Source organism: Kitasatospora sp. NBC_00240 (assembly GCF_026342405.1).
Lineage (GTDB): Bacteria > Actinomycetota > Actinomycetes > Streptomycetales > Streptomycetaceae > Kitasatospora.
Genome location: NZ_JAPEMU010000001.1, coordinates 7,272,289 through 7,298,905, shown reverse-complemented (window position 1 = coordinate 7,298,905; position 26,617 = coordinate 7,272,289). Strand labels below are relative to the sequence as shown.

Sequence of the window (26,617 nt, the reverse complement as noted above, 5' to 3'; positions counted from 1 at the left end):
CCCGCCGCTCGGCGGGCACCGACGAACCGTCATAGGAGAAGCACATGAGCCGTCCGCTCGAAGGAAAGACCGCCGTCGTCACCGGCGCAGCGTCCGGGATCGGCCTCGCCGTCGCCAAGGAGTTCGTGGCGAACGGCGCCGACGTCGTCATCACCGACCTCGGGCAGGCCGAGCTGGACGAAGCGGTCGCCGCGATCGGCCCGAAGTGCTCGGGCATCGTCGCGGACGTCTCGAAGCTCGCCGACATGGAGGCCGCCTACGCCGAGGTGATCGCGCGGCACGGACGGCTGGACGCGGTCGTGGCCAACGCCGGCATCGGCGCCCACGCCCCGCTGCACCGGATCACCGAGGAGGAGTTCGACCGGACCTTCGCCGTCAACGTGAAGGGCGTCCTGTTCACCGTGCAGCCGGCGCTGCCCCTGCTGCGGCCCGGCGGCACGATCGTGGTCATCGGCTCCACCGCCTCGATCCGGCCCCCGGCCGGGATGAGCCTGTACGGCGCGTCCAAGGCCGCCGTCCGCGCCTGCGTCCGCGGCTGGATCCAGGACATCAAGGGCTCCGGCGTCCGGATCAACGTGCTGAGCCCGGGAGCGGTGGACACCGAGTCCCTGCGCAGCGCCCTGGCCATGGCCCAGGGCGCCGAGGCCGTCCCGGCCGCCGTCCGGACGATGGGCGAGGGCAACCCGACCGGCCGGATCGCGGACCCCCGCGAGATGGGCACCGCCGCGGTCTTCCTGTCCAGCGACGCCGCCGGCTTCATCACCGGCGTCGAGCTCTTCGCGGACGGGGGCATGGCCCAGGTCTGACGGCCTGCCGGCGCCGGCAGGCTCGGGGCAGGGGGCGCGGTCGGGTCCACCGTCAGTGGCCCTTCCTAGGATCGCTGCATGCCTGATGCCTTCACCGTCCTGTGGACCCAAGACACCTGCCGTGCACTGCGCAAGGCCGGTCGGGTGGGGGAACGGCCACCGGTCGCCTTCAGCGGGGTCCACACCTCCCTGCCCGCCTGGTCGGGTGCCGCGGCCGGGGACGAGGTGTACGCCCTGCACGTCAACCGCTGCGTCGTGCACGTGGTGAGCCGGATGCGGGTGGTCGACACCGACCGGGGCGACTGCTGCGGCGCCGCCCCCGCGACCTGGCAGGACCCGGCCTTCCCCGGGCACGACGACTGGTCGATGCTCGGCGCCGGCGGCTGCGGCGCCGTGGCGGTGCACGTGGACGCGACGCCCGTCCGGCTGGACCAGGCCGTACCCGGTGACCTGCTGGAGCGGCTGACCTGGCAGAACCGCCGGGGCCGGACCCGCTCCGCGAAGTACGTGGTGGACGGCCGCCTTGAGCACTCGATCAGCCTTCAGGGCTTCTACCGGCTGACGTCCGAGTCGGCCGGCGAGCTGGCGGCGGTCGTGGACGGCGGCGCGCGGTGATGCCCGCGGCCGGGCGGTCCGCGGCCGCCCGGGGCTCGCCGACCGCGGCCTACGTCGAGATCGTCTCGTCCCAGGTGCTCGGCGCGCGGTTGCCGGTGCCGTCGCAGGTACGGCAGACCTCTTCGCGGTAGGCGTGCTTGGCGCCGCTGGCGTCGACCCGGTAGCGGACGTAGATGCCCGTGCCGTCGCAGAGGAAGCAGTTGCCGCCACCGCCGCCGACCTCGGTGGTGCCGGTGCCCTGGCAGGTGCGGCAGCTGAGGCCGGCCGTCCGTCCGGTGCCGGCGCAGATCCGGCAGACCGTGGTCACCGCGGCACCCCGCCGGGGTGGGCGGCGTCCCGCGTGGTCCTGGCCATGGTGATCCCTCCGTCGTCCGGCACCACCGGCCAGCGTAGACCCGCGACACCCGGCCCCGCACCGAAGTCGGCGGACCTGGCGTCCCGCCGGGCGGACGCACCCACGGTGCGGGCCCGGGCGGGCCCGCACCGGCCGGGCGGTCCGGACCTCAGCCGGGCAGGCCCTCACGGAGCCGGCGGGACACCGCGAACTCCTGGAGGTCGAGCGTCCCCGGCGGGTCGGCGAGGCCGGGGCCGCCCGCCCGGACCCAGTCGGTTATCTCGTCCAGCATGTCGTCCGCCAGCACCCAGCCGAGCCAGACCGGACGGCCGCCGGCCCGCCGGCCCTCGGCCGACGGGCTGACCACCACCACGTTGGAGTGCGCGCAGGCGTCCAGGCACTTCACCGCCCGGACCTGGCCACTGCCGCCGACGCCCGCGCGCAGCCGCTCCAGCTGCACCCCGTGGTCCACCCCCGGGTGCTTGGTCTCGGTGCCGCAGCAGCAGCCCCGGCAGACGGTGACGGTCACCGGGGACGGCGGCGCCGCCTTCTCCGCGCGGTTTCGACGACTCATGGGGCTCCCTGCTCGTTGTGGTCCGGTCGGTCTCCGTACGGCAGCCCGACCGCTGAAAGCTCGATCACCGGGGGTCGGTCACCGAAGGTCGGTCACCGGCCGGTACGTCGGCGGACGGTGACCGGCCGTCCGACCGTGCCCGGCGACCCCGAGCGGCAACGGCAGGCTGCCGATCAAGTCCCAGGTCACCAGCACGGTGATGAACACCCCCGCGATCACAAGATTCTGCACCACCAGCTGCCGGGCCCGCCGCGAGAGGGCCACCACCGCGGGCACGGCCACCAGTTCGTCCCGGACGACGACCGCGTCGGCGCTCTCCAGGGCGAGGTCGGAGCCGGCCCGGCCCATCGCCACGCCGGTGTGCGCGGCGGCGAGCGCGGGCGCGTCGTTGACGCCGTCCCCGACGAAGAGCACCCGGTGCCCGGCGGCGGCCAGTTCGCCGACGGCGGCGGCCTTCTCCTACGGCAGCAGGCCGCCTCGGGCGTCGGTGAGGCCGACCTCGGCGGCCAGCCGCGCGGTGGCCCCCGCGTTGTCGCCGCCGAGCAGCGCCGGCGGGCGGTCGGTGAGCGCGGCCAGGGCCGCCACGGCGGCCGCCGCCTGCCCGCGCGGACGGTCGGCGAGGCCGAGGACCCCGACCACGACGCCTGCGCGCCGGACCACCACGACCGTACGACCGGCCGCCTCCAGCTCGGCGACGGCCTCGGCCGGCTCCGCGAGGGTCCCGTCCGGGCCCGCGGTCGGCGCCTTCGCAGCGCGTTCGCCGGACCTCGCGCGGGCCGGGGCGCCGACCTCGGTCACCACGCCGTCGACCACCGCCCGTACGCCGACGCCCGGCGTCGACGCGAAGCCGCTAGCGGCGGCGAGGGCGAGACCGCGGGCGCGGGCCGCCTCGACCACCGCGCGGGCCAGCGGGTGCTCCCTGGGGTGCTCGACGGCGGCGGCCAGGGCGAGCAGCGCGTCCGGGGTGAGCGCGGCCGGCGCCCGACGGGGGCGGCCGGTCACCCGGCGGCGGGTACTTCCGGACGGTCGATGATCCGCAGCCAGGTCCCGTCCGGCTGGCGGCGCGCGACCTGGACCCGGCCGCCGGTGCCGTCGGCGTCACGGGTGGAGGTGAGGGCGAGGTCGCCGTAGCGGACCGTCGGCAGCGGCTGCTCCACCGGGAAGGGCAGCGGCGCGTGCTCCAGCATCCGCTCGCAGACGGCGCGGATCGCCTCCCGGCCGACCGTCGAGGCCCCCGCCGGGTAGGCGAGGACGGCGTCCTGGGCGTAGAGCTCGGCCAGTCCCTCGGCGTCGCGGGCGTTGGCGCGCTCCACGAACAGGCGGGCCAGGTCCTCCGGGGTGGTGGCGCGGGTGCGGTTCTCGGTCATGGTCGTGTCCTTTCGCTCACCTCAAGCCTGGCGTCCGGCTGATCAGAAGTCCAAGAGCTGGAAAGTCTGGGAACTAGCATGATCGGTTATGGAACTGCGGCAGCTCGAATACCTCGTGACGGTGGCCGAGGAAGGTAACTTCACCCGGGCCGCCGAGAAGCTGCACGTCGCCCAGCCCGGGGTGAGTGCGCAGATCAGGCGGCTCGAGCGCGAGCTGGGCCAGGAGCTGCTGGACCGCTCCGGCCGCTCGGTGCGCCCGACCGAGGTCGGCGCGGCCGTCCTCCCGTACGCCCGGGCGGCGCTCGCGGCCGTGCAAGGCGTCCGGCTCGCCGTCGACGAACTGACCGGACTGCTCCGGGGTCACGTCGCGGTCGGGACGGTGACCTCGCACAACGTCGATCTGCCCGGCCTGCTGGCGGACTTCCACCACGCGCACCCGGCGGTGGAGATCACCCTGTCCGAGGCGAACTCCGAGCAGCTCCTGGAAGGCCTGCGGACCGGACACCTGGACGCGGCGGTCGTCAGCGTCGGCAGCGACGACCCGGAGGGCCTCGGCGTGCTGGTCCTGGAGGATCAGCCGATCGTCGCCGCCGTCGGCCACGACCACGAACTCGCCGTCCACCAGGTCATCTCGATCGACACCCTGCGCGGCCGGCCGCTGATCAGCCTGCCGCGCGGCACCGGCCTGCGGGCCCGGCTCGACGAGGCCTGCGCGGCGGTCGGCTTCGCGCCCCGGATCGCCTTCGAGGCCAGCGACCCCGGACTGCTCGCCGAACTGGCCGCCCGCGGCCTGGGCGCGGCGATCCTGCCCGGCGCGTTCGCCACCGCCCGCGCCGATCACCTGCACGTGATCACCATCGACCGGCCCCCCCTGCGCGGCCGCCTGGTCCTCGCCTGGCGCGCCGAGGGCCCGGCCGGCCCGGCCGGGCGCGCCCTGCTCCAGCGGGCCCGCCGCAGGCTCGGCAGCCGCACGGGCGGGGGCGAGGGCGAGGGCAGCCGCACGGGCGGGGGCGAGGGCGAGCATCCGGCAGGGTGACGGGTGCACCGCACGCCCGGCGGACGCAACGGCCACGGCCGCCCGGCGCGGTGATGGCGGCGCGGTCTCAGGCGTCGGCACGGTCTCAGGCGTCGGCCGCGTACCGCCAGAAGTCGCGCATCAGCGAGGGCGGGGTCGGGCCGGCCATCTCCAGCTGACCGAGCAGGATGCTGACCGCGCCGGTGGACGGGGTCAGGTGCGCCGCCGTACCGGTACCGCCGACCCACCCGTACCGCCCCGGAACGTTCCAGGGATCGATCGCCTCGACGTCGACCGAGCCGCCGAAACCCCAGCCCTGTCCCTCCAGGAACAGCTCCCCGTCGACTTTCTGACGTGCGGTCAAATGGTCGGTGGTCAGCTGCCGGACGGACTCCGCCGAGAGCAGCCGGCGCCCCGCCGCCGCGCCCGCGGCCACCGGTCCGGACGCCCGCGCGGCCACGCCGTCCGCGAGCAGCATCCGGGCGAAGGCCAACCAGTCGTCGGCGGTGGAGACCAGCCCGCCGGCGCCGGACGGGAAGGCCGGCCGGCTGCTCCACTGCCCGTCGGGGGCGTCCACCAGCACCGGGCCGCCGTCCGGGCCCGTCCGGTAGTAGCCGGTGAACCGGCCGAGCTTGCCGGACGGCACCTCGAACCCGGTGTCGGCCATGCCGAGCGGCTCGAACAGGCGCTCCGCCAGGAACTCCGGCAGCGGACGGCCCGAGGCCCGGGCGACCAGCACGCCCTGGATGTCGGAGGAGGTGTTGTAGAGCCACGCCTCGCCCGGCTGGTGCAGCAGCGGGATGCCGGCCAGTGCGGCCATCCATTCGTCGGGCGGGGCGATCACCTGTGGCTGCGGCGGGCCCTGCTTCAGCACGCTGAACAGCAGTCCGACCGCCGGCAGCGAGAAGTCCGCCGGAAAGCCGTGCCCGGCACGGGAGGTGAGCAGGTCGAAGACGGTGATCGGCCGGGCGGCCGGCACCACGTCGTCGACCGGTGCGGCCGGCGTGCGGACGACGGACGGCGAGGCCAGCTCCGGCAGCCAGCGGTCGACCGGGTCGGCCAGGGCGATCCGGCCGTCGTCGACCAGCATCATCACGGCTGCGGCGACGACGGGTTTGGTGAGCGAGGCGACCCGGAAGATCGAGTCCCGGGCCATCGGGACGGTGCCCTCGACGTCCGCCGATCCGACGGCCGCCACCTCGACCCGGTCGCCGACGGCCAGCAGGCCGACCGCTCCCGGCAGCGGTCCGCTCCCGACGTGCCTGGCCAGCGTGTCGTGCAGCTCGGTCATGGATCCGCCTTCCCGGGGTGCCGTAGGGACCAAACCTGCCGCCGCGGCCCCGATTCCTCACGGCGACGCCGCCGGGGCGCGGGGCGGCCACCCGATCGGCCGCGCGATCGGCCGCGCGACGCGGACCTGCGGCCGCCCGCCGGTCCGGCCGGCGCCCGGTTCAGGAGGCCGGCGCGGAAACCTGTTTGACGCTCCGCCGTCCGGGGCGGTTTCCTGCCCGGATGACCGAACAGAGCGGTGGGCGGGCCGAACTCCGGATCACGCGGGTGGCGGACGAGGCCACGCTGCGTGACTGGCAGCACGTCCACAACGTGATCATCCCCACCGACGTGCTGTCGCTCGACCAGGTCCGCGAGCGGGCCCGGCGCAACCGGCTGGAGGTGGCCCACCTCGGCGACGTCCTGGTGGGCTGCTCGACGGTCCGCCCGCCGGCCGCCGACCGGGCGCCGGGCGACCCGGCGACGGCCACCGTGATCGCCCGGGTGCTGCCCGCCCACCGGCGGCAGGGCCTCGGCGCGGCGCTCTACGCCCAGGGGCTGGCGGCGGCCCGCGCGTCCGGCGCCGAGGTGATCGGGACGGTCGTGCTGGCCAGTAACCCGGACGGGCTGCGGTTCGCGCTGGCGCACGGCTTCGTCGAGGTCGAGAGGTACCTGCTGCCGGGCGACCAGGTGCCCTACATCGACCTGCTGCTGGCCTGAGGCCCGGGCCCCGCAGGCCCCGCCCGGAGACAGCGGGCCGAGTCACCACCCTGTGTCACCACCCGGTGTCACCGGGCCGAGTCACGGCCGTGACGCGCCCCGGCCCGTCGTCGGCCAGGACACGCCCCGGCGCCGGACGGATCAGCCGGTGGCGCGGACGTAGACGTCCCCCGCGCCCGCCGGGCCGTTCTCCGCCGGGGCCACGTAGATCTGCCGGTGCCCGTCGCTGCCCGCCGAGCCGGGCAGCACCGGCGCCACGGCCGGCTCCTCCCCCGGCAGGGCCTGCACCAGGTCGCCCGGCAGCTGCGCGGGCGTGCCCGGCTCGGGGAGGTTGTAGGTGCGCAGGAAGTCGTCCACGTTGACGTCCTCGCCGCCGTCCAGCCGGTAGTGCAGGTACCCCACCTCGGACCCGTCGGCGGTCCGGGTGAGCACGATCTCGTCCGGAACGTAGTACCGGCCCTGCCCCGGATGCTGGGAGGAGAGCAGGCCGGCCAGCCGCTCGGCGCGGCTCAGGTCGGTCTCGGGCGGGGTGTGGTCCCGCGTCAGCGCGACCACCCCCCACCCGACCACCAGTACGGTGAACACCCCGCAGAGCGCCAGGAACACCCCGACCGAGCGGCGCAGCGCCGGACGCTCCCGCAGCTCCGGCCAGGCGTCGCCGACCCGCCCGCCGGGGACGTCCGGGGCGACCGTCGGATCGGGCACCGGTCCGGCGGCACCGGCCCAGGCCTCGCCCCGCGGTGCGTCCCGCGCCCCGTCCGGGGCTCCGTCCGGTGCCTCGCTCGCTGTCGGGCGGGGTGTCATGGCATCACACCTTCCTGGTCCGCATGTCGCTGTTGCCGCCCATGTCGAACTCCTGGGCCAGGCCGGTCCGGTGCAGGTTCTGGATGTCCTGGTCGGTGACCGTGCCCATCCCGGGCACCTCGGTCTGCTTCCCGTGGTCCCAGTTGTACCGGTCCCTGACGTGGGTCTGGTAGGTGACGGTGACCTCCGGCGGGGCGCCGGGCGCGGCGGGCTTGACCTCGATCTTGGCCTGGGTGTTGTAGTGGAAGGAGCCGACCGCGTAGTACCAGTCCGTGCTGCTGTCGGGGGTGGCGGACATCGGCTGCCAGCCGGTGTCCTTGACCAGGGCGACCGGCTTCCCCGTGCGGTTGTACTCGGCCAGGGCCTGGGCCTGCCAGCCGGCCAGGTTGCCGTCCAGGGCCGTGTTGACGCTCTCCTGGAAGTCGGGGATGTCCTTGAGCATGTCCTCGACGTCGAGGTTGAGCGGCTCGCCGGTGCCGGAGAGGTAGTGCGCCATGTTGGCGCTGGCGTTGACGTCGCCGGCTTGGAAGGGCATGCCCACGATGCCGGCGCCCAGGGTGTTGGCGAGCTGCCGGTCGCGGTCGTTCGGCTGCTGCGAGTTGTAGACGCCGGCGCCGCGGTCGTACGGGTCCGGGGGCAGCAGGACGCCGCCCCGGCCGCCGAAGACCTTGTCCAGGTCGCGGGCGCCGGCCAGGTCCTCCCCGACGACCCGCTTGGTCCAGTCGTCGAGCCGGTCGTAGCCGACGGAGGCGGTGATCCGGTCCAGCTCGTGGCCGGCGGTGTCGCTGACGTCGGCGGCGTAGCTGAGGGCTGCCGTCACCAGGTTGCGGACCTCGCCGGCGATGCCCGCCAGCCGGCGCGCGTCGGCCTGGGCGTCGGGGTCGTTGTGCAGCCCCACCTGCGGCGGGACCCGCACATCGCCGTCGTCCTCGACCGCGAGGCCGTTGGCCCTGGCCAGGTCGTCCGCCTCGGTCATCCAGCGCCGGGCCAGCGCCAGGCCGTCCGAGGCGCTGCCGAGGGTGAGTTTCGCGGCCTCCATCTCCTGTTCGGCGATGGAGAGTTCGTCGATCAGGTCGGCGAGTGCGCGCCGGCCGAGCTCGGCCGCCTCGCCGCTCCAGCCCTCCTGGAGGGTGGAGAGTACGTCCACGGCCTGGAAGCGGGCCTCGGCGGCCGCCGTGGACAGCTTGTCCCACTCCTCGGCGGCCCGGTCGAAGGCGGCCGGGTCGGCCTCGCGCAGCTGGGGCACCGTCACCGCTTTGTCGAAGCGCGGCTTGTGGTCCTCCGAGCCGGGCCGGAATCGGCCGTCGTGGCCGCCGTCGTCCGCGGGCATCAGCCGTTCCCTCCCAGCAGGGTGGCGGCGCGGCGCAGCTGTTCGGCGACCGCGACCTCCTGCCCGTGGTAGTTGGCGGCGGTCGTGCGCAGACCCTCCGCGAGCTGCTTCATCGCGTCGACGGTGCGCTTGGTCTCGCCCTCCCAGCGGGTGGCGCAGGCGCCGAGCGCCCCGCCGACCTTCCAGCCGGCGTGGCGCCGGGCGGCCACGTCCGACTCGCCGAAGCCGCCGTCGGCGCTGACGAGCTTGCCCGCGCCCTCGTCCAGCTGCCCTGCGGCCACCGGGAACCGTTCGGGCTCCGAGATGTATCCACTCATGCCATACCCCCGTGTATCCGTACTGGTCGTTCCACTCTTTCCGGACGCGGTCCGGGCGACCGGGGTTCCGACGGTGTCCACCTCCTGCCCGGTGGCCCGTTCCCTCACGACTGCCCCGGCGCCGCACCCTCAAGCATCGGGAGCCCGAGATCCGGCCGGCCCCGGGGCGTGACCGCCCCCGGGCCGAGGCCGTCGCCGGCTCAGGCCGTGGCGGCCGCTGCCGCGCGGCCCGCGGCCCGGCCGGAGAAGATGCAGCCGCCCAGGAAGGTGCCCTCCAGCGAGCGGTAGCCGTGCACGCCGCCGCCGCCGAAGCCGGCCGCCTCACCGGCCGCGTACAGGCCGTCCAGGACGCTGCCGTCGGCCCGCAACACCCGGGACGAGAGGTCGGTCTGCAGGCCGCCGAGCGACTTGCGGGTGAGGATGTTGAGCTTGACGGCGATCAGCGGCCCGGCCTTGGGGTCGAGGATGCGGTGCGGCGCGGCGGTGCGGATCAGCTTGTCGCCGAGGTAGCGGCGGGCCCCGTGGATGGCGGTGACCTGGAGGTCCTTGCTGAACGGGTTGGCGAGCTCGCGGTCGCGGGCCTCGATCTCACGGCGCAGCGCGTCGCCGTCGATCAGGGCCTGCGGGGTCTTGGCATTCATGCCCAGGACCAGGTCGGGGAGGTTGTCGGCGACCACGAAGTCGGCGCCGTGCCGCTTGAAGGCCTCGACCGGCGCGGTGGCGCCGGGCAGGGCGCGGCCGAGGACGTCGCGGATGCTGCGGCCCGTCAGGTCGGGGTTCTGCTCGGAGCCGGAGAGGGCGAACTCCTTCTCGATGATCTTCTGGGTGAGGACGAACCAGGTGTGGTCGTGGCCGGTGGTCATGATGTGTTCGAGGGTGCCGAGGGTGTCGAAGCCGGGGAAGAGCGGCACCGGCAGCCGGTTGCCGCGGGCGTCCAGCCAGAGCGAGGACGGGCCGGGCAGGATCCGGATGCCGTGCGCGGCCCAGATCGGGTCCCAGTTCTCGATGCCCTCGGTGTAGTGCCACATCCGGTCGCCGTTGATCAGGTTGCCGCCGGCCTCCTCGGCGATGCCGAGCATCAGGCCGTCGACGTGGGCGGGGACGCCGGAGAGCATCCGGGCCGGCGGGGTGCCGAGCCGGGCGGGCCAGGCCTTGCGGACCAGGTCGTGGTTGCCGCCGATGCCGCCCGAGGTGACGACGACGGCCTGGGCCCGCAGCTCGAAGGCGCCGGTGGCCTCGCGCGAGCTGGCGACCCCGCGGTCGACCGTGCTGGGCACCAGGATCTCGCCGGTCACGGTGTCGGTGACGCCGCCGGTGGCGGCCAGGCCGGTGACCCGGTGCCGGAAGCGCAGGTCGACCAGGCCACGGGCGGCTGCCGCCGCCACCCGGCGGGCGAAGGGTTCGACGATGCCGGGGCCGGTGCCCCAGGTGATGTGGAACCGCGGCACGGAGTTGCCGGGACCGGTGGCGAGGAGTCCGCCGCGCTCGGCCCAGCCGACCACGGGGAAGAAGCGGACGCCCTGGGCATGCAGCCAGGCGCGCTTCTCGCCGGCCGCGAAGTCGACGTAGGCCTCGGCCCAGCGGCGGGGCCAGTGGTCCTCGGGGCGGTCGAAGCCGGCCGTGCCCTGCCAGTCCTGCCAGGCGAGTTCGTGCGAGTCGCGGATGCGCAGCCGGCGCTGCTCGGGCGAGTCGACCAGGAAGAGCCCGCCGAAGGACCAGTGCGCCTGGCCGCCGAGCGAGGCGGCCGGCTCCTGGTCGAGCAGGATGACCTTGCGTCCGGCGTCCGCCAGTTCCGCGGTGGCGACCAGGCCGGCCAGGCCGGCCCCGATGACGATGACGTCGGCGTCGAATGCCATGCGGGGGTCCTCCGTGAGCGGCTGGGCCGGTGGGGGCGGCGGGGCGGGCGGTGCCCGTGGTGCGCCCGGCGGACGGTGACCCGCCCGGTGGGTGGCTCCGATACTGCGGGTTGGCGATCACGCAGTCAACCGGTCGGTAACAAGCGCGCACCGAATTTCGCTCCACCGTGGAGCAGAATTCCGGGAACAGTCGGACCGCCGGTAAAGCGCTACGCGCCGGAGCGTAATTCCGGGAATTCTTTCTGACTGTTTTTCAGGAATCCGTGCCAATACTGTGGACGCGTACGAAACCTGGCAGTAACTTACCGAGTAGTAGTAGCTGTGGCCCGGCATCCGCTCACCCCCCACCCACCCTCGTTTCTCTCCCCCAGGAGGAACCGTGCTCAGCCCTGCCCGGAAACTCGCGTCCCTGCTGGTCACCAGCCTCACTCTGGTGCTCACGCTCGCCCTGACCACCTCCGACGCGAGCGCCGCCACCGGCTCGCACTACGTCGCACTCGGCGACTCCTACGCCGCCGGCGCCGGTGTCCCCGGCCAGTCGGCGGGCCTGTGCCTGCGCTCCGACCACAATTACGGCCACCTGGTGGCAGCGTCGCTGCATTCCACCTCGTACACGGACGTCACCTGTTCGGCCGCCAAGGTGAAGGCCATGACCTCCGCCCAGTACGACGCCTTCATCCGGGTCAACGACCCGCAGCTGAACGCACTGCGCGCCGACACCGACCTGGTGACCGTCGGCATCGGCGGCAACGACCTGGGCGTCGGCGACCTGGGCGTCGGCGAGATCATCGCCACCTGCATCGCGGGCGCGGTGGTCAACCCGTTCGGCACCCCGTGCCGGGACGTCTACAACCACGGGCACTGGAGCTGGAGCAGCTGGTCCTGGGAGTACGGCAACGACGACCTGGCCGACCGGATCGCGGGCGCCGCCCCGCAGCTGGCCGACGTGCTGGCGCGGATCCACGCCAAGTCCCCCGGCGCCAGGGTGCTGGTGGTCGGCTACCCGTCGGTGCTGCCGGAGAACTCCTCCGACTGCCTGGGCCGCCAGCCCGTCACCACCGGCGACGTCAGCTACCTGCGCGGCGTCCTCGGCAAGCTGAACGCGATGCTCGCCGCCACGGCCGCCGCGAACGGCGCCGGCTACGTGGACACCGCCGGCCCGACCCGTGGCCACGACTCCTGCTCGGCCACGCCCTGGATCGAGGGCGCGCTGCCCGGCTCCCCGGCCGTCCCCTTCCACCCGAACGCCAAGGGCGAGCAGGTGATGGCGCAGGCCGTGCTGGCCGCACTGAAGTAGACCGCGACGGCTGCGGGAGAACGACGGCGGGGCGTGCCCGGGAGTACCGGTCACGCCCCGCCGCCTTGCCCGGGTCAGGGCTTGACGCGCACGATCTGCGGGTCGTGGTCGCTCGCCTGCTGGGCGAACTCACTGTTGATGTGCACCACGTCGTACTTGGCGTAGCCGACCTCGGGGCTGACCAGGATGTGGTCCAGCACCTGCGAGTTGCCCTGGTAGACGTACGAGTACTGCTCCTTCTCGGGCAGCTCGTTCACCAGGTCGCGCAGCACGCCGCCCTTGGTGAGCGCGGCCAGCGCCGGGGAGAACTGGTAGTCGTTGAAGTCGCCGACCGAGACGATCTTCGCGGTGGGGTCGGCGGCGAGCAGCTTGGCCACGAAGGCCTGCTCGACGACGGCCTGCTTGCCGCGCTGCACCTCGGAGCTGCGGGCCGGGGCCTGGAACCGGCTGTCGATGCCCAGGTCACCGCCCTTGCTGTTGAAGTGGTTGGCGATCACGAAGAGCTTCTTGCCGCGGAAGCTGAACTGGCCGATCAGCGGCTTGCGGCTGTTGGCCCACGCCTCGTCCCCCGGCTCGATCCGCCCGGGCGAGGCGGTCAGCGAGGCGGCGGCGCCGGTGCCCGCCACGTCCACCGCGGTGTTGGTGGGGTCGGCGGTCGGGATGTCGGTGAAGGAGATCCGCTGCGGGTTGAACAGGAACACCTGGCGGATGTTGCCGCCGGGCTCGCCGCCGTCCTTGCCGTCCACCGGGTTGACGGAGCGCCAGTCGTAGGCCGGGCCGCCGGCCGCCTGGATGGCGGCGATGAACTTGGCGACGGTGACGCTCGCGTCGACCGTGCCGTTGCTGGTGGCGCCGTTGTTGTCCTGGATCTCCTCCAGGGCGATGACGTCGGGCGAGCGCAGGTTGGTGACGACCGCCTGGGCCAGCTCGGCGAACTTGCTGTCCGGGTTGCCGGGGGCCAGGTTCTCCACGTTGTACGTGGCGATGGTGGCCTCGCGGTCGGCCGCCGGGGCGGTCACCTCGCGCTCCAGGTGGTTGTCCTGGACGGCGCCGATCGAGGTGGCGGCCAGCGTGTAGCCGCCGAAGGAGTTGTAGTCCAGCGGACCGGTGGTGGCGCCGGTGAGCACGTCGCCCACGTTGGCGACCGGGAACGGCTGCTGGGCGACCGGGGCCAGCTGCTGGATCATCAGGCGGCCGACGTTCGGCTCGCGGTACGACTCGTAGAGCACCCCGCCGCGCTTGCTCTTCTGGTCCTGCGCGTCGGCGGCGACCCAGAGCTCGTTGTACTTGTCGGTCGCCTGGATCACCCGGGTGTCGGAGACCTGGACGTTCATGCCCTCCAGGGACTCGTAGAAGTCCAGGGTGTACTTCTCCGGCAGCAGCGGCAGGCCCTCGATGGAGCCGCCGGCCGCGTCCTGGGTGTAGGTGCCGGGGATGTTGCGGGTGCTGACCACGACCGGCGCCGGGACGGCGTTGCCGGAGGAGACCACGGTGATCGCCGGGGCGGTCAGCTGGGTGAGCGACTGCGAGCCGCCGGCGAAGTTCGGGTAGTACTCCGCGACCTTGCCGGTCACCAGCACCGAGTCGCCGACCTGCACGGTCGGGACCTTGCTGCCGGTGTAGACGAACAGGCCCTCGCTGGTGGCCGGGTCGGCGTCGGCGTTCGGGTCCTGGATCCAGAAGCCCTTGGAGCCGTAGCCGCGCACGCCGGTGACGATGCCGGGCACGCCGGGGACGGTGTTGCCCAGCTGCGGCGAGACGCGGGTGGTGCCCTGGATGTCGTGGATGCGCAGCGGGCCGGGCTCGGTCGGGCCGGTCGGGCCGCCCGGCGTGGTGCCCTCGGCGGACTCGCCGTAGCTGTTGACCGGGGTCGGGTCACCGGCCACCAGGTCGGCGGAGTTGTCGTCGGTGTCGGCGAGGTTCGCGCGGCGGGCGACCGAGGCGGTGTTGCTCGCGCCGGTGACCGGGGCGCCCTCACGGACGACGGCGGTGCCGAAGCCGACCAGGTCGCGCACCCGCGGGTCGGCGGCGCAGTCGGCGGCGGTCTTGCAGGTCAGCGGGTCGGTGCCCTGGACGAGCGCGACGGTGCCGGCGGTGCCGGAGAGCGCCAGGCTGCCGGTGGCGTCCGGCGTCGGCAGCGCGACGGTGCCGCCCGCGCCGGCCCCCTCGGCGACCAGGTAGCGCCCGCCGGGGGCTATCGAGCCGGTCAGCGGGGTCACGGACCACTGCGAGTTCGCGCCCGGCGAGGCCGAGATGTACTGGACGCTCCAGCCGGTGAGGCCGAAAGCCGCGCCGCCCTTGTTGGCCAGCTCGATGAAGTCGTTCTTCAGCGTGGCGCCGGAGTTGCCGCCGCCGCCGTAGACCTCGGCGATCACCGCATCGGCGGACGGCGCGGCGAAGGCGGACGGCAGCGGGACGAGCACGAGCGAGGCGGCCAGGCCGGCCGGGAGGAGGGTCGCGCGCAGCAGCGCCCTGCGGGAGCGGGGGCGGGGAGCGGTGGGCGTGGTCACCGGGGCAGGACTCCTTAAGCTGCCGGGTCATTGCCATGACGCGGCGTCCGGGTGCAGCACGATGCCCCGGCTGCCGTGGGGGCGCCGGGACGTGAGGGTGGTTCAGGTGGCGCGCCTCGGCGCACTACCCGCGTAGACGCGACGTCAGGAAGCGACGCCGCAGCGCTCAAGATACGCGCGTAGAAAATGACGCGACAAGCCCTCTGCGGTTAACTCTTGGCACCGGATCACCGCGCCCCCGCCCGGCCGCGGCCGGATGGAGGGGCCGGACCCCGCGGGCCCGACCGCCCGGAGCGCTCCGGAAGGACGGCACCGCGCGTCCTCCGGGGGCAGGGCTCGAACCTGCGGCCGCCCGGCGTGCGAACAGGTCGCCGTACCGGGTGAGGCGGGACGGACCGGGAAAGCGCCCGGCCCCCGTCGTCCCGAGGAACGACGGGGGCCGGGGCCGGGGCCGGGGGCCGGGGCCGGGGGCCGGGGGCCGGGGCCGGGGGCCGGGGCCGGGGGCCGGGCCGCGGAGCCGTGCGGGCGTCAGTCGGTGGCGGAGACCGCCGCCTTGTTCAGGCCGGCCGACCACTTCTCCTCGACCTTGCCGAACTTCCAGAACGCCAGCGCCCCGGCCCAGGTGAGGACGAACAGGCCGACGATGGCGTAGCCCACCATGTTGAGGTCCAGCTCGCCGATCCAGGCGACCGGGCCGCTGGTGATGTCGAGTTTCTCGCCGAGCAGGCCGACCAGCTCGATAACGCCGATGACCAGGGCGACGATCACGGACAGGCCGGTGACGGTGAGGTTGTAGTAGATCTTGCGGACGGGCTTGGAGAACGCCCACTCGTACGCGAAGTTCATGAACGAGCCGTCGATGGTGTCCAGCAGGCTCATGCCGGCCGCGAACAGGACGGGCAGCACGAGCAGGGCGTACCAGGGCAGCGAGAAGGCCGCGGCGCCGCCGGCCAGCACCAGCAGCGAGACCTCGGTGGCGGTGTCGAAGCCGAGGCCGAAGAGCAGGCCGACGGGGTACATGTGCCAGGGCTTGGTGACGGCCCTGGTGACGCGGCCGAGGATGCGGTTCATGAAGCCGCGCTTGTCGAGCTGGCGCTCCAGCTCCGCCTCGTCGAACTCGCCCTGGCGCATCTTGCGGAAGACCTTGAGGATGCCGTTGAAGGCGCCGAGGTTGATCAGGCCGATCAGTACCAGGAAGACACCGGAGACGGTGACGCCGATCAGGCCGGTGGCGGTGTGCAGGGCGGAGTCGTCGGACTCGACCTGGCCGGCCAGGGACTGGATGCCGAAGGCGAGCAGCGCGCAGAGCCCGAAGACGATCGACGAGTGGCCGAGCGAGAACCAGAACCCGACCGAGAGCGGGCGCTTGCCCTGGCCCATCAGCTTGCGGGTGGTGTTGTCGATGGCGGCGATGTGGTCGGCGTCGAAGGCGTGCCGCATGCCGAGGGTGTAGGCGGTCAGGCCCATCCCGACGCCGAAGACCTGGCCGCCGACGTCGTAGTGCTTGGGCGCGATGACCGCGAGCAGGGTGAACCAGCCGATCACGTGCAGGGCGAGGACGAAGCCGCCCATGCCTGCCAGGCGTATCCACTCGTCCCGGGTGAGCCGGTCGCGCCATCTGATCGCGGGGGCCACCTGGGTGACTGGGGGCGCGCTGGTCATGGCGGCGTCCTCTCGGGGAACGGGCGGTGAGGGCAGGGAAGAGCTGGACCAGTTTTCCCCCTTCGGGGAAGTACTTGCAAGTCATGTGCAATTAATCGGACCAGGCATCCACTGCGCGGACACCCGAACCCCGTCCCGCGTAGACCACGCACCCGTACCCCCGGGGCTTTCGAAGCTCCCGCCACCAGCGGGCCCCACCCGCAGACACACTCGCGGACGCCCTCGCCGCCGGACCCCCGACTCCGCGCCGGGACAAGAAAGCTGACTCTTCATCAGCTGGTCCGCCCCGAGGCCGCCCCGGCCGCCGGCGTCCGTACCGCCCCGGCCGACCGGGGCCGGACCGGGCAGGGCCGGCCGAACAGGGCCGGCGGGCCGATGCCGCCCCCGGGGAACTCCGCCGTCCACGGCGGGCGGAAAAAGCAAAAGGCAAGGAGTACGACCACTCCTCGCCACTCTCAACATATAGCCCACCGGGGGCCTTGCGGCAAGGCCCCCGTCGTGCTGCACAATCGTCCACCGAAGCCGGAATCGGCCGAAATCTGGGATTCGCGACATATGCGTCGGTTTGACGCCGTACGGATCCCACGGTGCCGTGGTGGGCACGACGCGCGGGAAGGACCGCGCGCCGGGGTGCCCGCCACCGGGCCGGGCCGAACAGCCGGCCGAACGGACAGTGTCGAACGGGGCGGTTCTGAATGATTGACGTGATCGTTGCCGGCAGTGGACCGACCGGCTTGATGCTGGCCGGCGAGCTGCGGCTGCACGGCGTGCGGGTGCTCGTCGTGGACAAGGAGGCGGAGCCGACCAAGCAGTCCCGCGCACAGGGGCTGCACGCACGCAGTGTCGAGGTGATGGACCAGCGCGGCCTGCTGGAGCGGTTCCTCCCGCTCGGCCGGAAGTTCACCGTCGGCGGGTTCTTCGCCGGTCTCGGCACCTCCTGGCCCGAGGGGCTGGACACCGCTCACAACTACGTCCTGGCCATCCCGCAGGAGGTCACCGAGCGGCTGCTGACCGAGCACGCCGTCGAGGCCGGTGCGGAGATCCGGCGCGGCTGCGAACTCGTCGGGCTCAGCCAGGACGAGGACGGGGTGACCGTCGAGCTGGCCGACCGCGGCGAGGACGGAGCCGCGGCCGGCGGGGAACGCACCCGGCTGCGCGCGCGGTACGTCGTCGGCTGCGACGGCGGCCGGAGCACGGTGCGCAAGCTGCTCGGTGTCGGCTTCCCCGGTGAGCCCTCCCGGGTCGAGACGCTGCTGGGCGTGATGGAGGTGGGCGCGCCGGCGGAGACGGTGGCCAAGGTGGTGGCCGAGGTCCGCAGGACCCAGCTGCGGTTCGGCCTCGCGCCCATGCCGGACGGGCCGTACCGGGTCGTGGTGCCCGCCGAGGGGGTGACCGAGGACCGGACGGCCACGCCGACCCTGGAGGAGTTCAAGCAGCAGCTGCGGGCGCATGCCGGCACCGATTTCGGCGTCCACTCACCGCGCTGGCTCTCCCGCTTCGGCGATGCCACCCGGCTGGCCGGGCGCTACCGCGTCGACCGGGTACTGCTGGCCGGGGACGCGGCGCACATCCACCCGCCGACCGGCGGTCAGGGGCTCAACCTCGGCGTGCAGGACGCGTTCAACCTGGGCTGGAAACTGGCGGCCGAGATCAACGGCTGGGCTCCGGAGGGACTGCTGGACAGCTACCACGAGGAGCGGCACCCGGTGGCCGCCGAGGTGCTGGACAACACCCGCGCGCAGATCCAGCTGATGTCGACCGAGCCCGGTCCCCGCGCCGTGCGCCGGCTGCTGGCGGAGCTGATGGAGTTCGAGAACGTCAACCACCACCTGATCGAGAAGATCACCGGGATCGCGATCCGTTACGACTTCGGCGAGGGGCACGAGCTGCTCGGCCGGCGGATGCGGGACGTCGCGCTGAAACGGGGGCGCCTGTACGGGCTGATGCACGCCGGCCGGGGCCTGCTGCTCGACCGGACCGGACGGCTCTCGGTCGCGGGCTGGGTGGACCGGGTCGACCACGTCGTCGACGTCAGCGAGGAGCTGGACGTGCCCGCGGTGCTGCTGCGGCCGGACGGCCATGTGGCCTGGGTCGGCGACGACCAGCAGGAGCTGCTCGACACGCTGCCGAAGTGGTTCGGCGCCCCGGTCGGCTGAGCGGGGCGCCGGGCTCCCTGCCCCCGGGCCGCGCACACCCCCTGGGTGGGCGGAGATCGCGGGCCGACCCGGAGCACCTGCCCCCGGGCGTCACACGTCATCAGGAAATCGGACATAGCCTCCACTATCGTCTGATTCTGATTGACCACCCGGAGGGCGGGCGGCCCCGCGCCGGCCCGCCCGCACGGTGATCCGGGCCGTGACACCGAGGAGGGGCCATGCCGCAGACCGCGCAGCACCCGGCGTCCTACGCGTACCGGACCGTCCGGGAGGACGTTCGCGTCCCGCTGGCGGACGGGGTCGAGCTGCACGCCCGGATCTGGCGCCCGGTGACCGAGGAGGCCGTGCCCGCCCTGCTGGAGTACCTGCCCGGGCGGATCGGCGACGGGACGGCGGCCCGCGACTCCCAGCGCCACCCCTGGTACGCCGGGCACGGCTACGCCTCCGTCCGGGTCGACGTCCGCGGCCACGGCAACTCGGGCGGGGCGCCCGGCGAGGAGTACTCGGCGCAGGAGCTGGCGGACGGCGTCTCCGTCGTCGAGTGGCTGGCCGCGCGGCCCTGGTGCAGCGGGAACGTCGGGATGTTCGGACTGGCCCGGGGCGGCTCGACCGCCCTGCGGATCGCCGCGCTCGCACCGCCCGCGCTGAAGGCCGTGGTCGCCGTCTGCGCGGGCGACGACCACCCCGACGGCGCCGCCCACCCGGGCGGCGCCCTGCTCGCTGCCGACACCCACGCCCGGTCCGCCGGTCTGCTGTCCCTCGCCGCCTGCCCGCCCGACCCGCGGTACGTCGGCGACGACTGGCGCCGGATGTGGCTGGACCGGCTGGCCGCCCTCGAACCCCCCGCCCACCACCTGCTCACCCACCGGCCGGGCGAGGAGCGGACGCGCCCGGGCCCGGACGGCGGGGAGTACCGCGCGATCAGGGCCGCCGTGCTCGCCGTCGGCGGCTGGGCTGCCCCCGGCCGGGACACCGTGCTCCGGCTGGTCGAGCAGCTGGCCGCGCCCGTCCGCGGCCTGATCGGCCCGTGGTCGCAGCAGTACCCCGACCAGGGCCTGCCGCCCGGCCCCGCCGTCGGCTTCCTGCAGGAGACCCTGCGCTGGTGGGACCACTGGCTCAAGGGCGCCGACACGGGGGTGCTCGCCGAACCGGCGCTGCGCAGCTGGATCGACGGGTCCGGGCCGCCCGCCGGCGGGGACGGCGCCCGCCCGGGCCGCTGGTGCCGCGAGGAGTCCTGGCCCTCCCCCGACGTCCGCGGGATCCACTACGGCCTGGACACCGCGCTGCGCGCCGCCGGCACCGCCTCCGACGACCGCTTCGTCCACGTCCGCTCGCCGCAGCACACCGGGGTGGACGCCGGGAGCCCGCACCCGGCGGGTAGTGCCGCCGACCTGCCGCCCGACCAGCGGGAGGAGGACGGCCGCTCGGTCTGCTTCGACTCCACCCCGCTGCCCGAGCCGGTGGAGATCCTCGGCCGGCCCGCCCTGCGGCTCAGGCTGCGCGGCCGGAGCCCCCGCGGGCAGGTGGTCGCCCGGCTCTGCGACGTCGCGCCCGACGGCTCCTCGACCCTGATCACCCGCGGCGTGCTCGCCCTCGCCGGCCGCCCGGACGGCGGGCCGGCGCCGGCGGATACGCCCGACCGCGCCCTGGACGCCACGGTGGACGCCACCGTCGACCTGGCCGGCACCGGGTACGCCGTGCCGCCCGGCCACCGCCTCCGGCTGGCCCTGTCCTCCGCCTACTGGCCGTGGGTCTGGCCGCAGCCGCAGGACGAGGGCTTCGACCTGGACCCGTCCCGCAGTGCCCTGACCCTCCCCGTCCGCCACCTCGCCGCCGACGCGGGCAGCGCGCCGATCCGTTTCGGGCCGCCCGAGCAGGCCGCGCCGCTCGACGTCCGCCGCACCGAACCGCTGACCAGCCGCCCCGAACGCCTGGTGATCAGGGACGTCGCCGCCGGCGAATGGCGCCTGGAGGTGGACCCGGGCTACGGCGGCCCGCGCATCCACCCCGACGGGCTGGTCCACGAGGAGCGGACCGTCGAGGCGTACCGGATCCTCTCCGGCGACCCGCTCAGCGCCACCGCCCGCACCGACCGGACCGTCCGCCTGGAGCGCCCGGACATCGGCTGGGACGTCACCGTCCGGACCCGCTCCCAACTCGACTGCGACGCCACCCACCTCACCGCCCGCAGCCAGGTGAGCGCGCTGGAGGCCGGCTCGGTGGTGTTCAGCCGGGAGTGGGAGCGGCGGATCCCGCGCCGGGCACCCTGAACACAAGGGATCCCGCGCCGGGCGCCCTGAACACGCCGGACACCGCGCGCCGGGCCCGGACCGCGCGGCCCGGCCGGCGCCCTCCGGCGGAGGACGGGCCGGCCGGTCGGCGTGCGCCGGCCGGCCCGCCCGCCGTCACGGCTGCGGGTACGAATCCGCCGGTACGTCAGTCGTCCTGGCGTTGCCGCCGGCCACCGCCTGCAGGCTGAGCGTCCAGGTGCTCCAGCGGATCTCGGAGGACGTCCGGGTGGTCTTGAAGTCCAACGGCTCGTCGAACTTGCTGAAGTCGCAGTTCTGGGTGAAGGCCTTGGTGGCGGAGTCCCAGTCGGAGCCGCCCGCGAAGAAGACCTCGTAGGTGCCGTCCTCGATGCCCTTGAACTTCGCGGTCTGGCCCTTCCCCACATAGATCGAGTGGACCGACTTGCCGTCCTTCGCGAGGGAGAGCACCGCGTCGCCGCTGCCGCCGTTCTCGATGCTCAGCTCGCCCCGGCCGTCGAGGCCGCCCTCACGGACCATGGTGCCGTTGTCGAGCACCCGCTCCTGCAGCTGGCCGGTCGGCGGCACGGTCAGGGTCGCCGGGTAGCCGGCCGCGGCCAGCGTGGCCAGCGCGGCCGGAATGGTCGTCAGCGCCTCGGCCTGGCCGAAGCGGGCCAGGGCGGAGCTGGTCGCGCAGAACTTGCCGCGGTGGATCTCCTCCTGGACCGTGTCGACGTGGTCGCTGAGCGCGGCGAGCGCGACCAGCAGCTGCCGGTGCGCGGCGGAGGCCGCCGCCGGCGCGGTGGCCAACTTCAGACCGGTGCCCGCCAGCACGGCCCTGGAGCCGACCGCCTTCAGGCCCGCCCCCAGCGCGATCAGGTCGGCGGCCTGCGGCAGCTTGGCGAGTTCGACGTCCAGCGGCCCGATCCACTTGGCCAGGACCGGCCCGTACGGGGTCGGGGTCGGCGTCGGGACGGGCGGCGGCGTGGAGGTGCGCGGGGCGGCGGTCGTCCGCCCGGCGTCGGAGGCGGAGCCCGTCGAGCCGCCGCTGCAGCCGGCCAGCACCAGGGCGGCCGAGGCCAGCAGGGCGGCGGCGGCCAGTACGCGCGAGGTGCTCCGGGTACGGACCGGCGAGGTGGTCGTGGTGGTGCCCGGCGTGCTGTCCCGGGCCGTACCCGGCGCGGTCCTCGCGATCGGGTCCGGCGTACTGGTCGACGTCCCGCGTGTTTCGGCCAAGACAGGCCCCCCGTTGCCTTGTTGGTGCTGATCCCCGTCATGATGGTCCCGGGCCGCGCGGTACCGGTCAACACGATTGCGCCGGGCCGGCGGGGCGGTCGGGGGCAGCACCGGGCGTGCGAGGGGCGCGCGCCGGGGCGCACATGCGGGTCCACTACGATCAGGGAGTGTTCAGCCTCACCGGACTCCCGCTGCAGATCATCGCCGTCGTCGCGGCGCTCGCCGTGTTCGCCGCCACCATGTGGCTCTGGCCCAGATTCGGCGGCCGGACCTGGAAGGCTTGGCTCGGCCGGATCGGCGCCTTCTTCGCCACCCAGCTCGCCGTCCTGGTCGCGATGGGCCTCATCGCCAACGGCTACTTCGGCTTCTACAGCTCCTGGAGCGACCTGCTCGGCTCCGACGGCGGGCCCGGCACCGTGGTCGACCACCGGCCGAACGCCGCCGTGGCCGTGATGGGTGAACAGCGGGTCTACTCCGCCCAGGGATCGGTGCGGGAACGCTCGGGCCTGATCCAGAAGATCGACGTGAACGGGGCCGCCACCGGCCTGCGCAGCGAGGCGTACGTCTACCTGCCGCCGCAGTACTTCCAGCCCCGGTACGCCAAGCACGCCTTCCCGATGGCCCTGGTTCTGGCCGGCTACCCCGGCTCGGCGGAGAAGCTCATCACCCTGATGCAGTACCCGGCCTCCACCCTGCAGGCCATCGAGCAGAAGAAGCTCCCGCCGACCGTCCTGGTGCTGATGCGCCCGACCATCGCCGGCAACCGGGACACCGAGTGCATGGACGTCCCCGGCGGCCCGCAGGTGGAGACCTTCTTCACCGCCGACCTGCCGAAGGCGCTCGCCACCACCTACCGGATCTCCGACGACCCCGGCGCGCGAGCCGTGATCGGCAACTCCACCGGCGGGTACTGCGCGTTGAAGTTCGCGCTGCGCAAGCCCGACGCGTACCGCTCGGCGGTCTCGCTGTCCGGCTACTACACCGCGCCGATCGACCAGACCACCGGCGACCTGTTCGCCGGCGACGACCGGCTCAAGCAGGAGAACGACCTGCTCTGGCGGCTGCGGAACAAGCCGGCCGCCCCGGTCTCCCTGCTGCTGGCCACCAGCTACGACGAGAACAACTACCAGGAGACCCAGGCCATGGTGAGTGCCTTCAAGGCCCCCACCATGCTCTCCACCATCACCCTGGACACCGGCGGCCACAACTTCCACACCTGGACCCGGGAGATCCCGCCCGCCCTGGAGTGGCTCGGCAAGCACCTGACGGTCCCCCAGGAGGCCTAGCTCCGCGCCTTCGGCCGGCCGGACCCGACGGCCCGGAGCGGCCCGCCCGGGGGAACCGACTGCGGGCGGCCACCGCGCGCACCGCGTGGGTCGAGGTGCGCACGGTGGCCTGTGCAGGAGCGGGACGCCGGGCCAGTCCTACTTGTTCGCGTCCGGGCCCGGCGTCCCGTCCGGCCAGACGCACGGGGAGCTGACGGTCAGGGTGAGCTTCTTGCTGCTGTCCAGGCTCTCCTTCAACTCCGCCGTGAAGCCGTTCGACTTGTTCTTGTAGTACTCCCAGTCCGCGTTCTTGTTGAAGGGCTCGAAGCCCTTCTCCACCAGGTGCTTGCGGAAGGTCTCGAACATCTCCGGATTGCGCTCCACGGCGACGACGCCGAGCCCGTGGTCGCTGCTGTGCAGGCGCACCCTGCCCTTGGGGCCCGGCTGGGAACTGGTCTCGCACTCACTGCTGGAGGGCTCGGACACCATGGCCTGCTGCTCCCCCAGCAGGGTGGACAGGATGTCCAGGTCGTACGCCATGACCTGCTGCTTCGCCTGGGCGGCCGTGATGGTCGGCTTGGCGGCGCCGGTCTTGCCGCCGGAGCCGCAGGACGTCAGGGCCAGGATCGCGACGGCAGCGGTCGCGGCGGTACGGAACCGGGTCGGGCTGTGCATGGTCTCTCCGTCACTTCCCTGCGATGATGTTGCCCATGGCGTCCAGGGACGCGCCCTGCCAGTAGTCGGAGTGCTCGGTTCCCGGGTCGGTGGGGATCTCCCTGCCGCCGAAGTGCCCGTTGGCGGGATCCCGTCCGAAGGCCAGGTGGTTGTCCGCCTCGGAGTGGAATCCGGAGTACGGGTTCAGGGCGCCGAAGCCGTTGCTGATCTTCGTACCGAATTCGCTCACGCCGTCCCTGACGTAGTTGGCGGGGTTCTCCGGCAGGGCCCACTCGATCGCGTCGGCGTCGCCGCGGCCCGCGTAGACGTGGTTCGGGTCGACGTGGAGGTCCTTGGCGTTGTCGACCCCGACGCCCGGACTCCCGACGAAGATCACGTCATCGACCGGCAGACCCTTGTCACGCAGGGCGTAGCCCACCGTCGTACTGCCGTAGCTGTGCCCGAGGATGGTGTTGTGGGAGGGCTGGCCCTCGTGGGTCGCGCGCAGACCCGTCTCGAAGGAGTGCAGCTTGTCCCTCGCGCCGTCGGCGTAGGAGTCGTCGGCCGCCTGCGGGAAGATGTTCTGCGGTGCGTCGTAGCCGACCCAGGTGATCGAGGAGGTCGTCTTCGTCGAGTCGGCCGAGCGCGCGGCTCCGACCATGCTGTCGGAGCGGCCGATGTCACCGGGGATGCTGCCGAGCCTGGCACCGGTACCGGGGACGTAGGTCACCACGTTGTCGGCGGTGTCCGGGTTGTTGATCGCCACGGCGGCGTGACCCTTGCCCTCGGTGTCGAAGGCGAGCAGGTACGACTTGGGGTGATCCGCCGTCACGGTGTCGTCGAGCCGGCCCTGGATGGCGTTGATGCCCTTGAGCTTCTCCTCGAGGTCGGCGTGCTTCTCCCGCCACTGCTTGTGCTCCAGGCTCTCGGCGTAGACGACCTCACCCGGCATCAACCTCTCCACGGGCTCATCACCGAGCTTGTCGAACTCGTCCTGCAGCCGGTCGTGCTCGCGCTTGAGCGTGAGGCGGTTGGCCTCGTCCCGGCCGACCGCGGGGATGCCGTCGCGGTTGCCGATCTCCTCGGGGTGGTTCTGGATCAGCTGTTCCTGCTCGCCCGGGGTCAGCCCGTTCCACCAGGCCTTGACCTGCTCGGGGGTGGCCTTGGCGTCGGGAATGTCCAGGCGGCCCTGGTTGGCCTTGCGGTCCGCCTCGGCGGTGGCGCCGTCCAGACCGGTGCCGCTGGTGGCGTTGTCCACGAAGTGCCGCAGCCGCCTGGAGATCTCCTGGTCGGCGTGGTCGGCCTCGCTCAGGGCGTCCCTCAGCCGCAGGCTCAGTGCCTCGGCCTTGTTGGCGGCGCCCGGGCCGGCGAAGGAGCTGGAGTCACGGTCGTTGTTCCAGGACATGCTGCCGTCCGGCTTGACGGTGATGCCGGCGGCCTTGGCATCGTCCATCACCTGGATCAGCTTCGACTGGGCGAGCGCGATGGACCGGTGCGCCTCGGCCAGCGCGCTGCCGACCAGGACCAGCTCCTGGTCGGCGGCCTTGAGCTTGGCGGCGAAGACCCGGAGGTCGCCGTGGACCTGATCCGCCGTGGAGCCCGTCCACCGGGAGCGTTCCAGCCGGTCGACCACGGTGGTCTGCCAGGCCTCGATGTGCTTGGCGAAGGCGGACGCCAGGCTCTCGTAGGCGAACCTGGCGGTCAGCAGGTTGTTGAGGTTGACGTCGTAGAGGGTCTTGGTCTCCACGCTCAGACCGCCTGTCGGGCGCGGCCGCCGTGCACGGTCGTCCCGAACGGATCGGGGCCGCCGCCCGCAGCCGCCGTGGGCGCGGACCGCGTGCCGATGGCGTTCAGCTTCGCCGCGACAGCCAGGTCGTTGGCGCGGTACTCCTGCGCCATCTTGATCATCTTGGTGCCGTAGGTGTCCATGTCGGTGGAGAGCTTGTCCAGCAGGACCTTCCAGTCGGCCGTGCAGTCGTGCAGCGCGCCGCCGAGCTGCCAGCCCTTGAGCGTCGCTGACGCCTGATCACTCGGGTCCACGACCTTGGTGGTCTCGCCGGGCACCAGCCCGGCGACCTCCTTGGCACTCTGCCCGCTGCCCTCCAGCTCACCCGGGCTCACCCGGTAGCCCCCGTCACTTCCGTCTGCTTCGCGCATCGTTCCCCCGTCCGATCCCCGTTTCGGGAAGCACGAAGTCACTGCGACTCCCACACCCCCCGTGTGCTCAGCACAGCACCGATCGTCGCACAGGCCTTCGGGTCAACTACAGGCGGGCCATGGGGAAAGGGCCGGAGCGGGAGTGCCGGTGCCCACCGGCCGCGCGGTGGGTGTCCTGCGGGGAGGGCCGGTACGGCGGGGAGGGCCGGTACGGCGGGGAGGGCCGGTACGGCGGGGACGGCGGGTTCACGAGCCGAGGATCCGACGCCCGAACCCGCGTCGAGGCGCCCTCCCCGGACGGACGGCCGGCACCCGGGCGATCGCCCGCCGCGGCACCACCCGTGTCCGCACCGGCCCCGACGCCCGCAACGGCGGCCGGCCCGCACCTCCCACCGCGGCGGACGGGGCGTCAGGCCGAGGTCTGACG

At 73.5% G+C, this 26,617-nt stretch carries 22 protein-coding genes and 1 pseudogene; 8 read left to right on the top strand and 15 right to left on the bottom strand.

What is annotated here, in order from left to right; translation table 11 throughout:
- The first annotated feature begins 44 nt into the window (after positions 1-44).
- Both OG689_RS31225 and OG689_RS31220 read left to right on the top strand, forming a co-directional pair.
- Positions 45-806, top strand: coding sequence for an SDR family oxidoreductase (locus OG689_RS31225; protein WP_266324190.1), 762 nt, complete (start codon positions 45-47; stop codon positions 804-806).
- A 78-nt stretch (positions 807-884) separates the two neighbouring features.
- Positions 885-1,421: a hypothetical protein gene (locus OG689_RS31220; protein ID WP_266324189.1), complete on the top strand. Its 537-nt coding sequence runs from the start codon at positions 885-887 to the stop codon at positions 1,419-1,421.
- A gap of 49 nt (positions 1,422-1,470) precedes the next feature.
- Here the strand turns inward: OG689_RS31220 and OG689_RS31215 are convergent, their stop codons facing one another.
- The 4 genes and pseudogenes from OG689_RS31215 to OG689_RS31200 form a co-directional block, all read right to left on the bottom strand.
- Complete coding sequence (locus tag OG689_RS31215; RefSeq protein WP_073922150.1) at positions 1,471-1,728, bottom strand: hypothetical protein; 258 nt, start codon at positions 1,726-1,728, stop codon at positions 1,471-1,473.
- A 196-nt stretch (positions 1,729-1,924) separates the two neighbouring features.
- Positions 1,925-2,329 (bottom strand): (2Fe-2S) ferredoxin domain-containing protein, encoded by a 405-nt coding sequence (locus OG689_RS31210; RefSeq protein WP_266324188.1) that lies wholly within the window; start codon positions 2,327-2,329, stop codon positions 1,925-1,927.
- A 135-nt stretch (positions 2,330-2,464) separates the two neighbouring features.
- Positions 2,465-3,289, bottom strand: a pseudogene (locus OG689_RS31205) (HAD-IC family P-type ATPase); the annotation flags it as partial.
- Between the two features lie 38 nt (positions 3,290-3,327).
- Entirely contained in the window at positions 3,328-3,696 is a 369-nt protein-coding gene (locus tag OG689_RS31200) for a nuclear transport factor 2 family protein (RefSeq protein ID WP_266324187.1), read from the bottom strand.
- Between the two features lie 88 nt (positions 3,697-3,784).
- Here OG689_RS31200 and OG689_RS31195 point away from each other — a divergent pair, with 88 nt between their 5' ends.
- Positions 3,785-4,732, top strand: coding sequence for a LysR substrate-binding domain-containing protein (locus OG689_RS31195; RefSeq protein WP_266324186.1), 948 nt, complete (start codon positions 3,785-3,787; stop codon positions 4,730-4,732).
- 85 nt (positions 4,733-4,817) lie between these two features.
- On the opposite strand, the gene OG689_RS31190 is transcribed toward OG689_RS31195, so the two are convergent.
- Positions 4,818-6,002 (bottom strand): serine hydrolase domain-containing protein, encoded by a 1,185-nt coding sequence (locus tag OG689_RS31190; protein ID WP_266324185.1) that lies wholly within the window; start codon positions 6,000-6,002, stop codon positions 4,818-4,820.
- A 221-nt stretch (positions 6,003-6,223) separates the two neighbouring features.
- On the opposite strand from OG689_RS31190, the gene OG689_RS31185 reads away from it, so the two are divergent.
- Positions 6,224-6,700, top strand: a complete 477-nt coding sequence (locus OG689_RS31185) for a GNAT family N-acetyltransferase (protein ID WP_266324184.1) — start codon at positions 6,224-6,226, stop codon at positions 6,698-6,700.
- 141 nt (positions 6,701-6,841) lie between these two features.
- Here the strand turns inward: OG689_RS31185 and OG689_RS31180 are convergent, their stop codons facing one another.
- From OG689_RS31180 to OG689_RS31165, 4 genes are all read right to left on the bottom strand, one after another.
- Positions 6,842-7,504 (bottom strand): hypothetical protein, encoded by a 663-nt coding sequence (locus tag OG689_RS31180; RefSeq protein WP_266324183.1) that lies wholly within the window; start codon positions 7,502-7,504, stop codon positions 6,842-6,844.
- Between the two features lie 4 nt (positions 7,505-7,508).
- Entirely contained in the window at positions 7,509-8,834 is a 1,326-nt protein-coding gene (locus OG689_RS31175) for a hypothetical protein (protein WP_266324182.1), read from the bottom strand.
- Positions 8,834-9,151: a hypothetical protein gene (locus OG689_RS31170; protein ID WP_266324181.1), complete on the bottom strand. Its 318-nt coding sequence runs from the start codon at positions 9,149-9,151 to the stop codon at positions 8,834-8,836. The genes OG689_RS31175 and OG689_RS31170 overlap by 1 nt, the downstream gene beginning before the upstream one ends.
- A 200-nt stretch (positions 9,152-9,351) precedes the next feature.
- Positions 9,352-11,007, bottom strand: coding sequence for an FAD-binding dehydrogenase (locus OG689_RS31165; protein ID WP_266324180.1), 1,656 nt, complete (start codon positions 11,005-11,007; stop codon positions 9,352-9,354).
- A 379-nt stretch (positions 11,008-11,386) separates the two neighbouring features.
- Here OG689_RS31165 and OG689_RS31160 point away from each other — a divergent pair, with 379 nt between their 5' ends.
- Positions 11,387-12,304, top strand: a complete 918-nt coding sequence (locus OG689_RS31160; protein WP_266324179.1) for an SGNH/GDSL hydrolase family protein — start codon at positions 11,387-11,389, stop codon at positions 12,302-12,304.
- Positions 12,305-12,378: 74 nt separating this feature from the next.
- Here the strand turns inward: OG689_RS31160 and OG689_RS31155 are convergent, their stop codons facing one another.
- Both OG689_RS31155 and OG689_RS31150 read right to left on the bottom strand, forming a co-directional pair.
- Positions 12,379-14,772, bottom strand: coding sequence for a lamin tail domain-containing protein (locus OG689_RS31155; RefSeq protein ID WP_266327558.1), 2,394 nt, complete (start codon positions 14,770-14,772; stop codon positions 12,379-12,381).
- A 570-nt stretch (positions 14,773-15,342) separates the two neighbouring features.
- Positions 15,343-16,476: a HoxN/HupN/NixA family nickel/cobalt transporter gene (locus OG689_RS31150; RefSeq protein WP_266324178.1), complete on the bottom strand. Its 1,134-nt coding sequence runs from the start codon at positions 16,474-16,476 to the stop codon at positions 15,343-15,345.
- Positions 16,477-17,171: 695 nt separating this feature from the next.
- Here OG689_RS31150 and rox point away from each other — a divergent pair.
- Positions 17,172-18,632, top strand: a complete 1,461-nt coding sequence (gene rox, locus OG689_RS31145) for a rifampin monooxygenase (protein ID WP_266324177.1) — start codon at positions 17,172-17,174, stop codon at positions 18,630-18,632.
- Positions 18,633-18,850: 218 nt separating this feature from the next.
- Positions 18,851-20,902: a CocE/NonD family hydrolase gene (locus OG689_RS31140; RefSeq protein WP_266324176.1), complete on the top strand. Its 2,052-nt coding sequence runs from the start codon at positions 18,851-18,853 to the stop codon at positions 20,900-20,902.
- A 135-nt stretch (positions 20,903-21,037) separates the two neighbouring features.
- Here the strand turns inward: OG689_RS31140 and OG689_RS31135 are convergent, their stop codons facing one another.
- Positions 21,038-22,114 carry a hypothetical protein gene (locus OG689_RS31135; protein WP_266324175.1) on the bottom strand — a complete coding sequence of 359 codons (1,077 nt, stop codon included), beginning with the start codon at positions 22,112-22,114 and terminating at the stop codon, positions 21,038-21,040.
- 167 nt (positions 22,115-22,281) lie between these two features.
- On the opposite strand from OG689_RS31135, the gene OG689_RS31130 reads away from it, so the two are divergent.
- Positions 22,282-23,400, top strand: a complete 1,119-nt coding sequence (locus tag OG689_RS31130; RefSeq protein WP_266324174.1) for an alpha/beta hydrolase-fold protein — start codon at positions 22,282-22,284, stop codon at positions 23,398-23,400.
- A 138-nt stretch (positions 23,401-23,538) separates the two neighbouring features.
- Here the strand turns inward: OG689_RS31130 and OG689_RS31125 are convergent, their stop codons facing one another.
- The 3 genes from OG689_RS31125 to OG689_RS31115 are packed head-to-tail and all read right to left on the bottom strand — an operon-like array spanning position 23,539 to position 26,190.
- Positions 23,539-24,054, bottom strand: coding sequence for a hypothetical protein (locus tag OG689_RS31125; protein ID WP_266324173.1), 516 nt, complete (start codon positions 24,052-24,054; stop codon positions 23,539-23,541).
- A gap of 10 nt (positions 24,055-24,064) precedes the next feature.
- Complete coding sequence (locus OG689_RS31120) at positions 24,065-25,780, bottom strand: alpha/beta hydrolase (RefSeq protein ID WP_266324172.1); 1,716 nt, start codon at positions 25,778-25,780, stop codon at positions 24,065-24,067.
- 2 nt (positions 25,781-25,782) lie between these two features.
- Complete coding sequence (locus OG689_RS31115) at positions 25,783-26,190, bottom strand: hypothetical protein (RefSeq protein WP_266324171.1); 408 nt, start codon at positions 26,188-26,190, stop codon at positions 25,783-25,785.
- Positions 26,191-26,617: the final 427 nt, after the last annotated feature.

Coding starts and splice junctions, on each gene's coding strand:
- OG689_RS31225 (WP_266324190.1), top strand. CDS start 45: ATGAGCCGTCCGCTCGAAGGAAAGACCGCCGTCGTCACCGGCGCAGCG.
- OG689_RS31220 (WP_266324189.1), top strand. CDS start 885: ATGCCTGATGCCTTCACCGTCCTGTGGACCCAAGACACCTGCCGTGCA.
- OG689_RS31210 (WP_266324188.1), bottom strand. CDS start 2,329: ATGAGTCGTCGAAACCGCGCGGAGAAGGCGGCGCCGCCGTCCCCGGTG.
- OG689_RS31200 (WP_266324187.1), bottom strand. CDS start 3,696: ATGACCGAGAACCGCACCCGCGCCACCACCCCGGAGGACCTGGCCCGC.
- OG689_RS31195 (WP_266324186.1), top strand. CDS start 3,785: ATGGAACTGCGGCAGCTCGAATACCTCGTGACGGTGGCCGAGGAAGGT.
- OG689_RS31190 (WP_266324185.1), bottom strand. CDS start 6,002: ATGACCGAGCTGCACGACACGCTGGCCAGGCACGTCGGGAGCGGACCG.
- OG689_RS31185 (WP_266324184.1), top strand. CDS start 6,224: ATGACCGAACAGAGCGGTGGGCGGGCCGAACTCCGGATCACGCGGGTG.
- OG689_RS31180 (WP_266324183.1), bottom strand. CDS start 7,504: ATGACACCCCGCCCGACAGCGAGCGAGGCACCGGACGGAGCCCCGGAC.
- OG689_RS31175 (WP_266324182.1), bottom strand. CDS start 8,834: ATGCCCGCGGACGACGGCGGCCACGACGGCCGATTCCGGCCCGGCTCG.
- OG689_RS31170 (WP_266324181.1), bottom strand. CDS start 9,151: ATGAGTGGATACATCTCGGAGCCCGAACGGTTCCCGGTGGCCGCAGGG.
- OG689_RS31165 (WP_266324180.1), bottom strand. CDS start 11,007: ATGGCATTCGACGCCGACGTCATCGTCATCGGGGCCGGCCTGGCCGGC.
- OG689_RS31150 (WP_266324178.1), bottom strand. CDS start 16,476: ATGACCAGCGCGCCCCCAGTCACCCAGGTGGCCCCCGCGATCAGATGG.
- rox (WP_266324177.1), top strand. CDS start 17,172: ATGATTGACGTGATCGTTGCCGGCAGTGGACCGACCGGCTTGATGCTG.
- OG689_RS31140 (WP_266324176.1), top strand. CDS start 18,851: ATGCCGCAGACCGCGCAGCACCCGGCGTCCTACGCGTACCGGACCGTC.
- OG689_RS31125 (WP_266324173.1), bottom strand. CDS start 24,054: ATGCACAGCCCGACCCGGTTCCGTACCGCCGCGACCGCTGCCGTCGCG.
- OG689_RS31115 (WP_266324171.1), bottom strand. CDS start 26,190: ATGCGCGAAGCAGACGGAAGTGACGGGGGCTACCGGGTGAGCCCGGGT.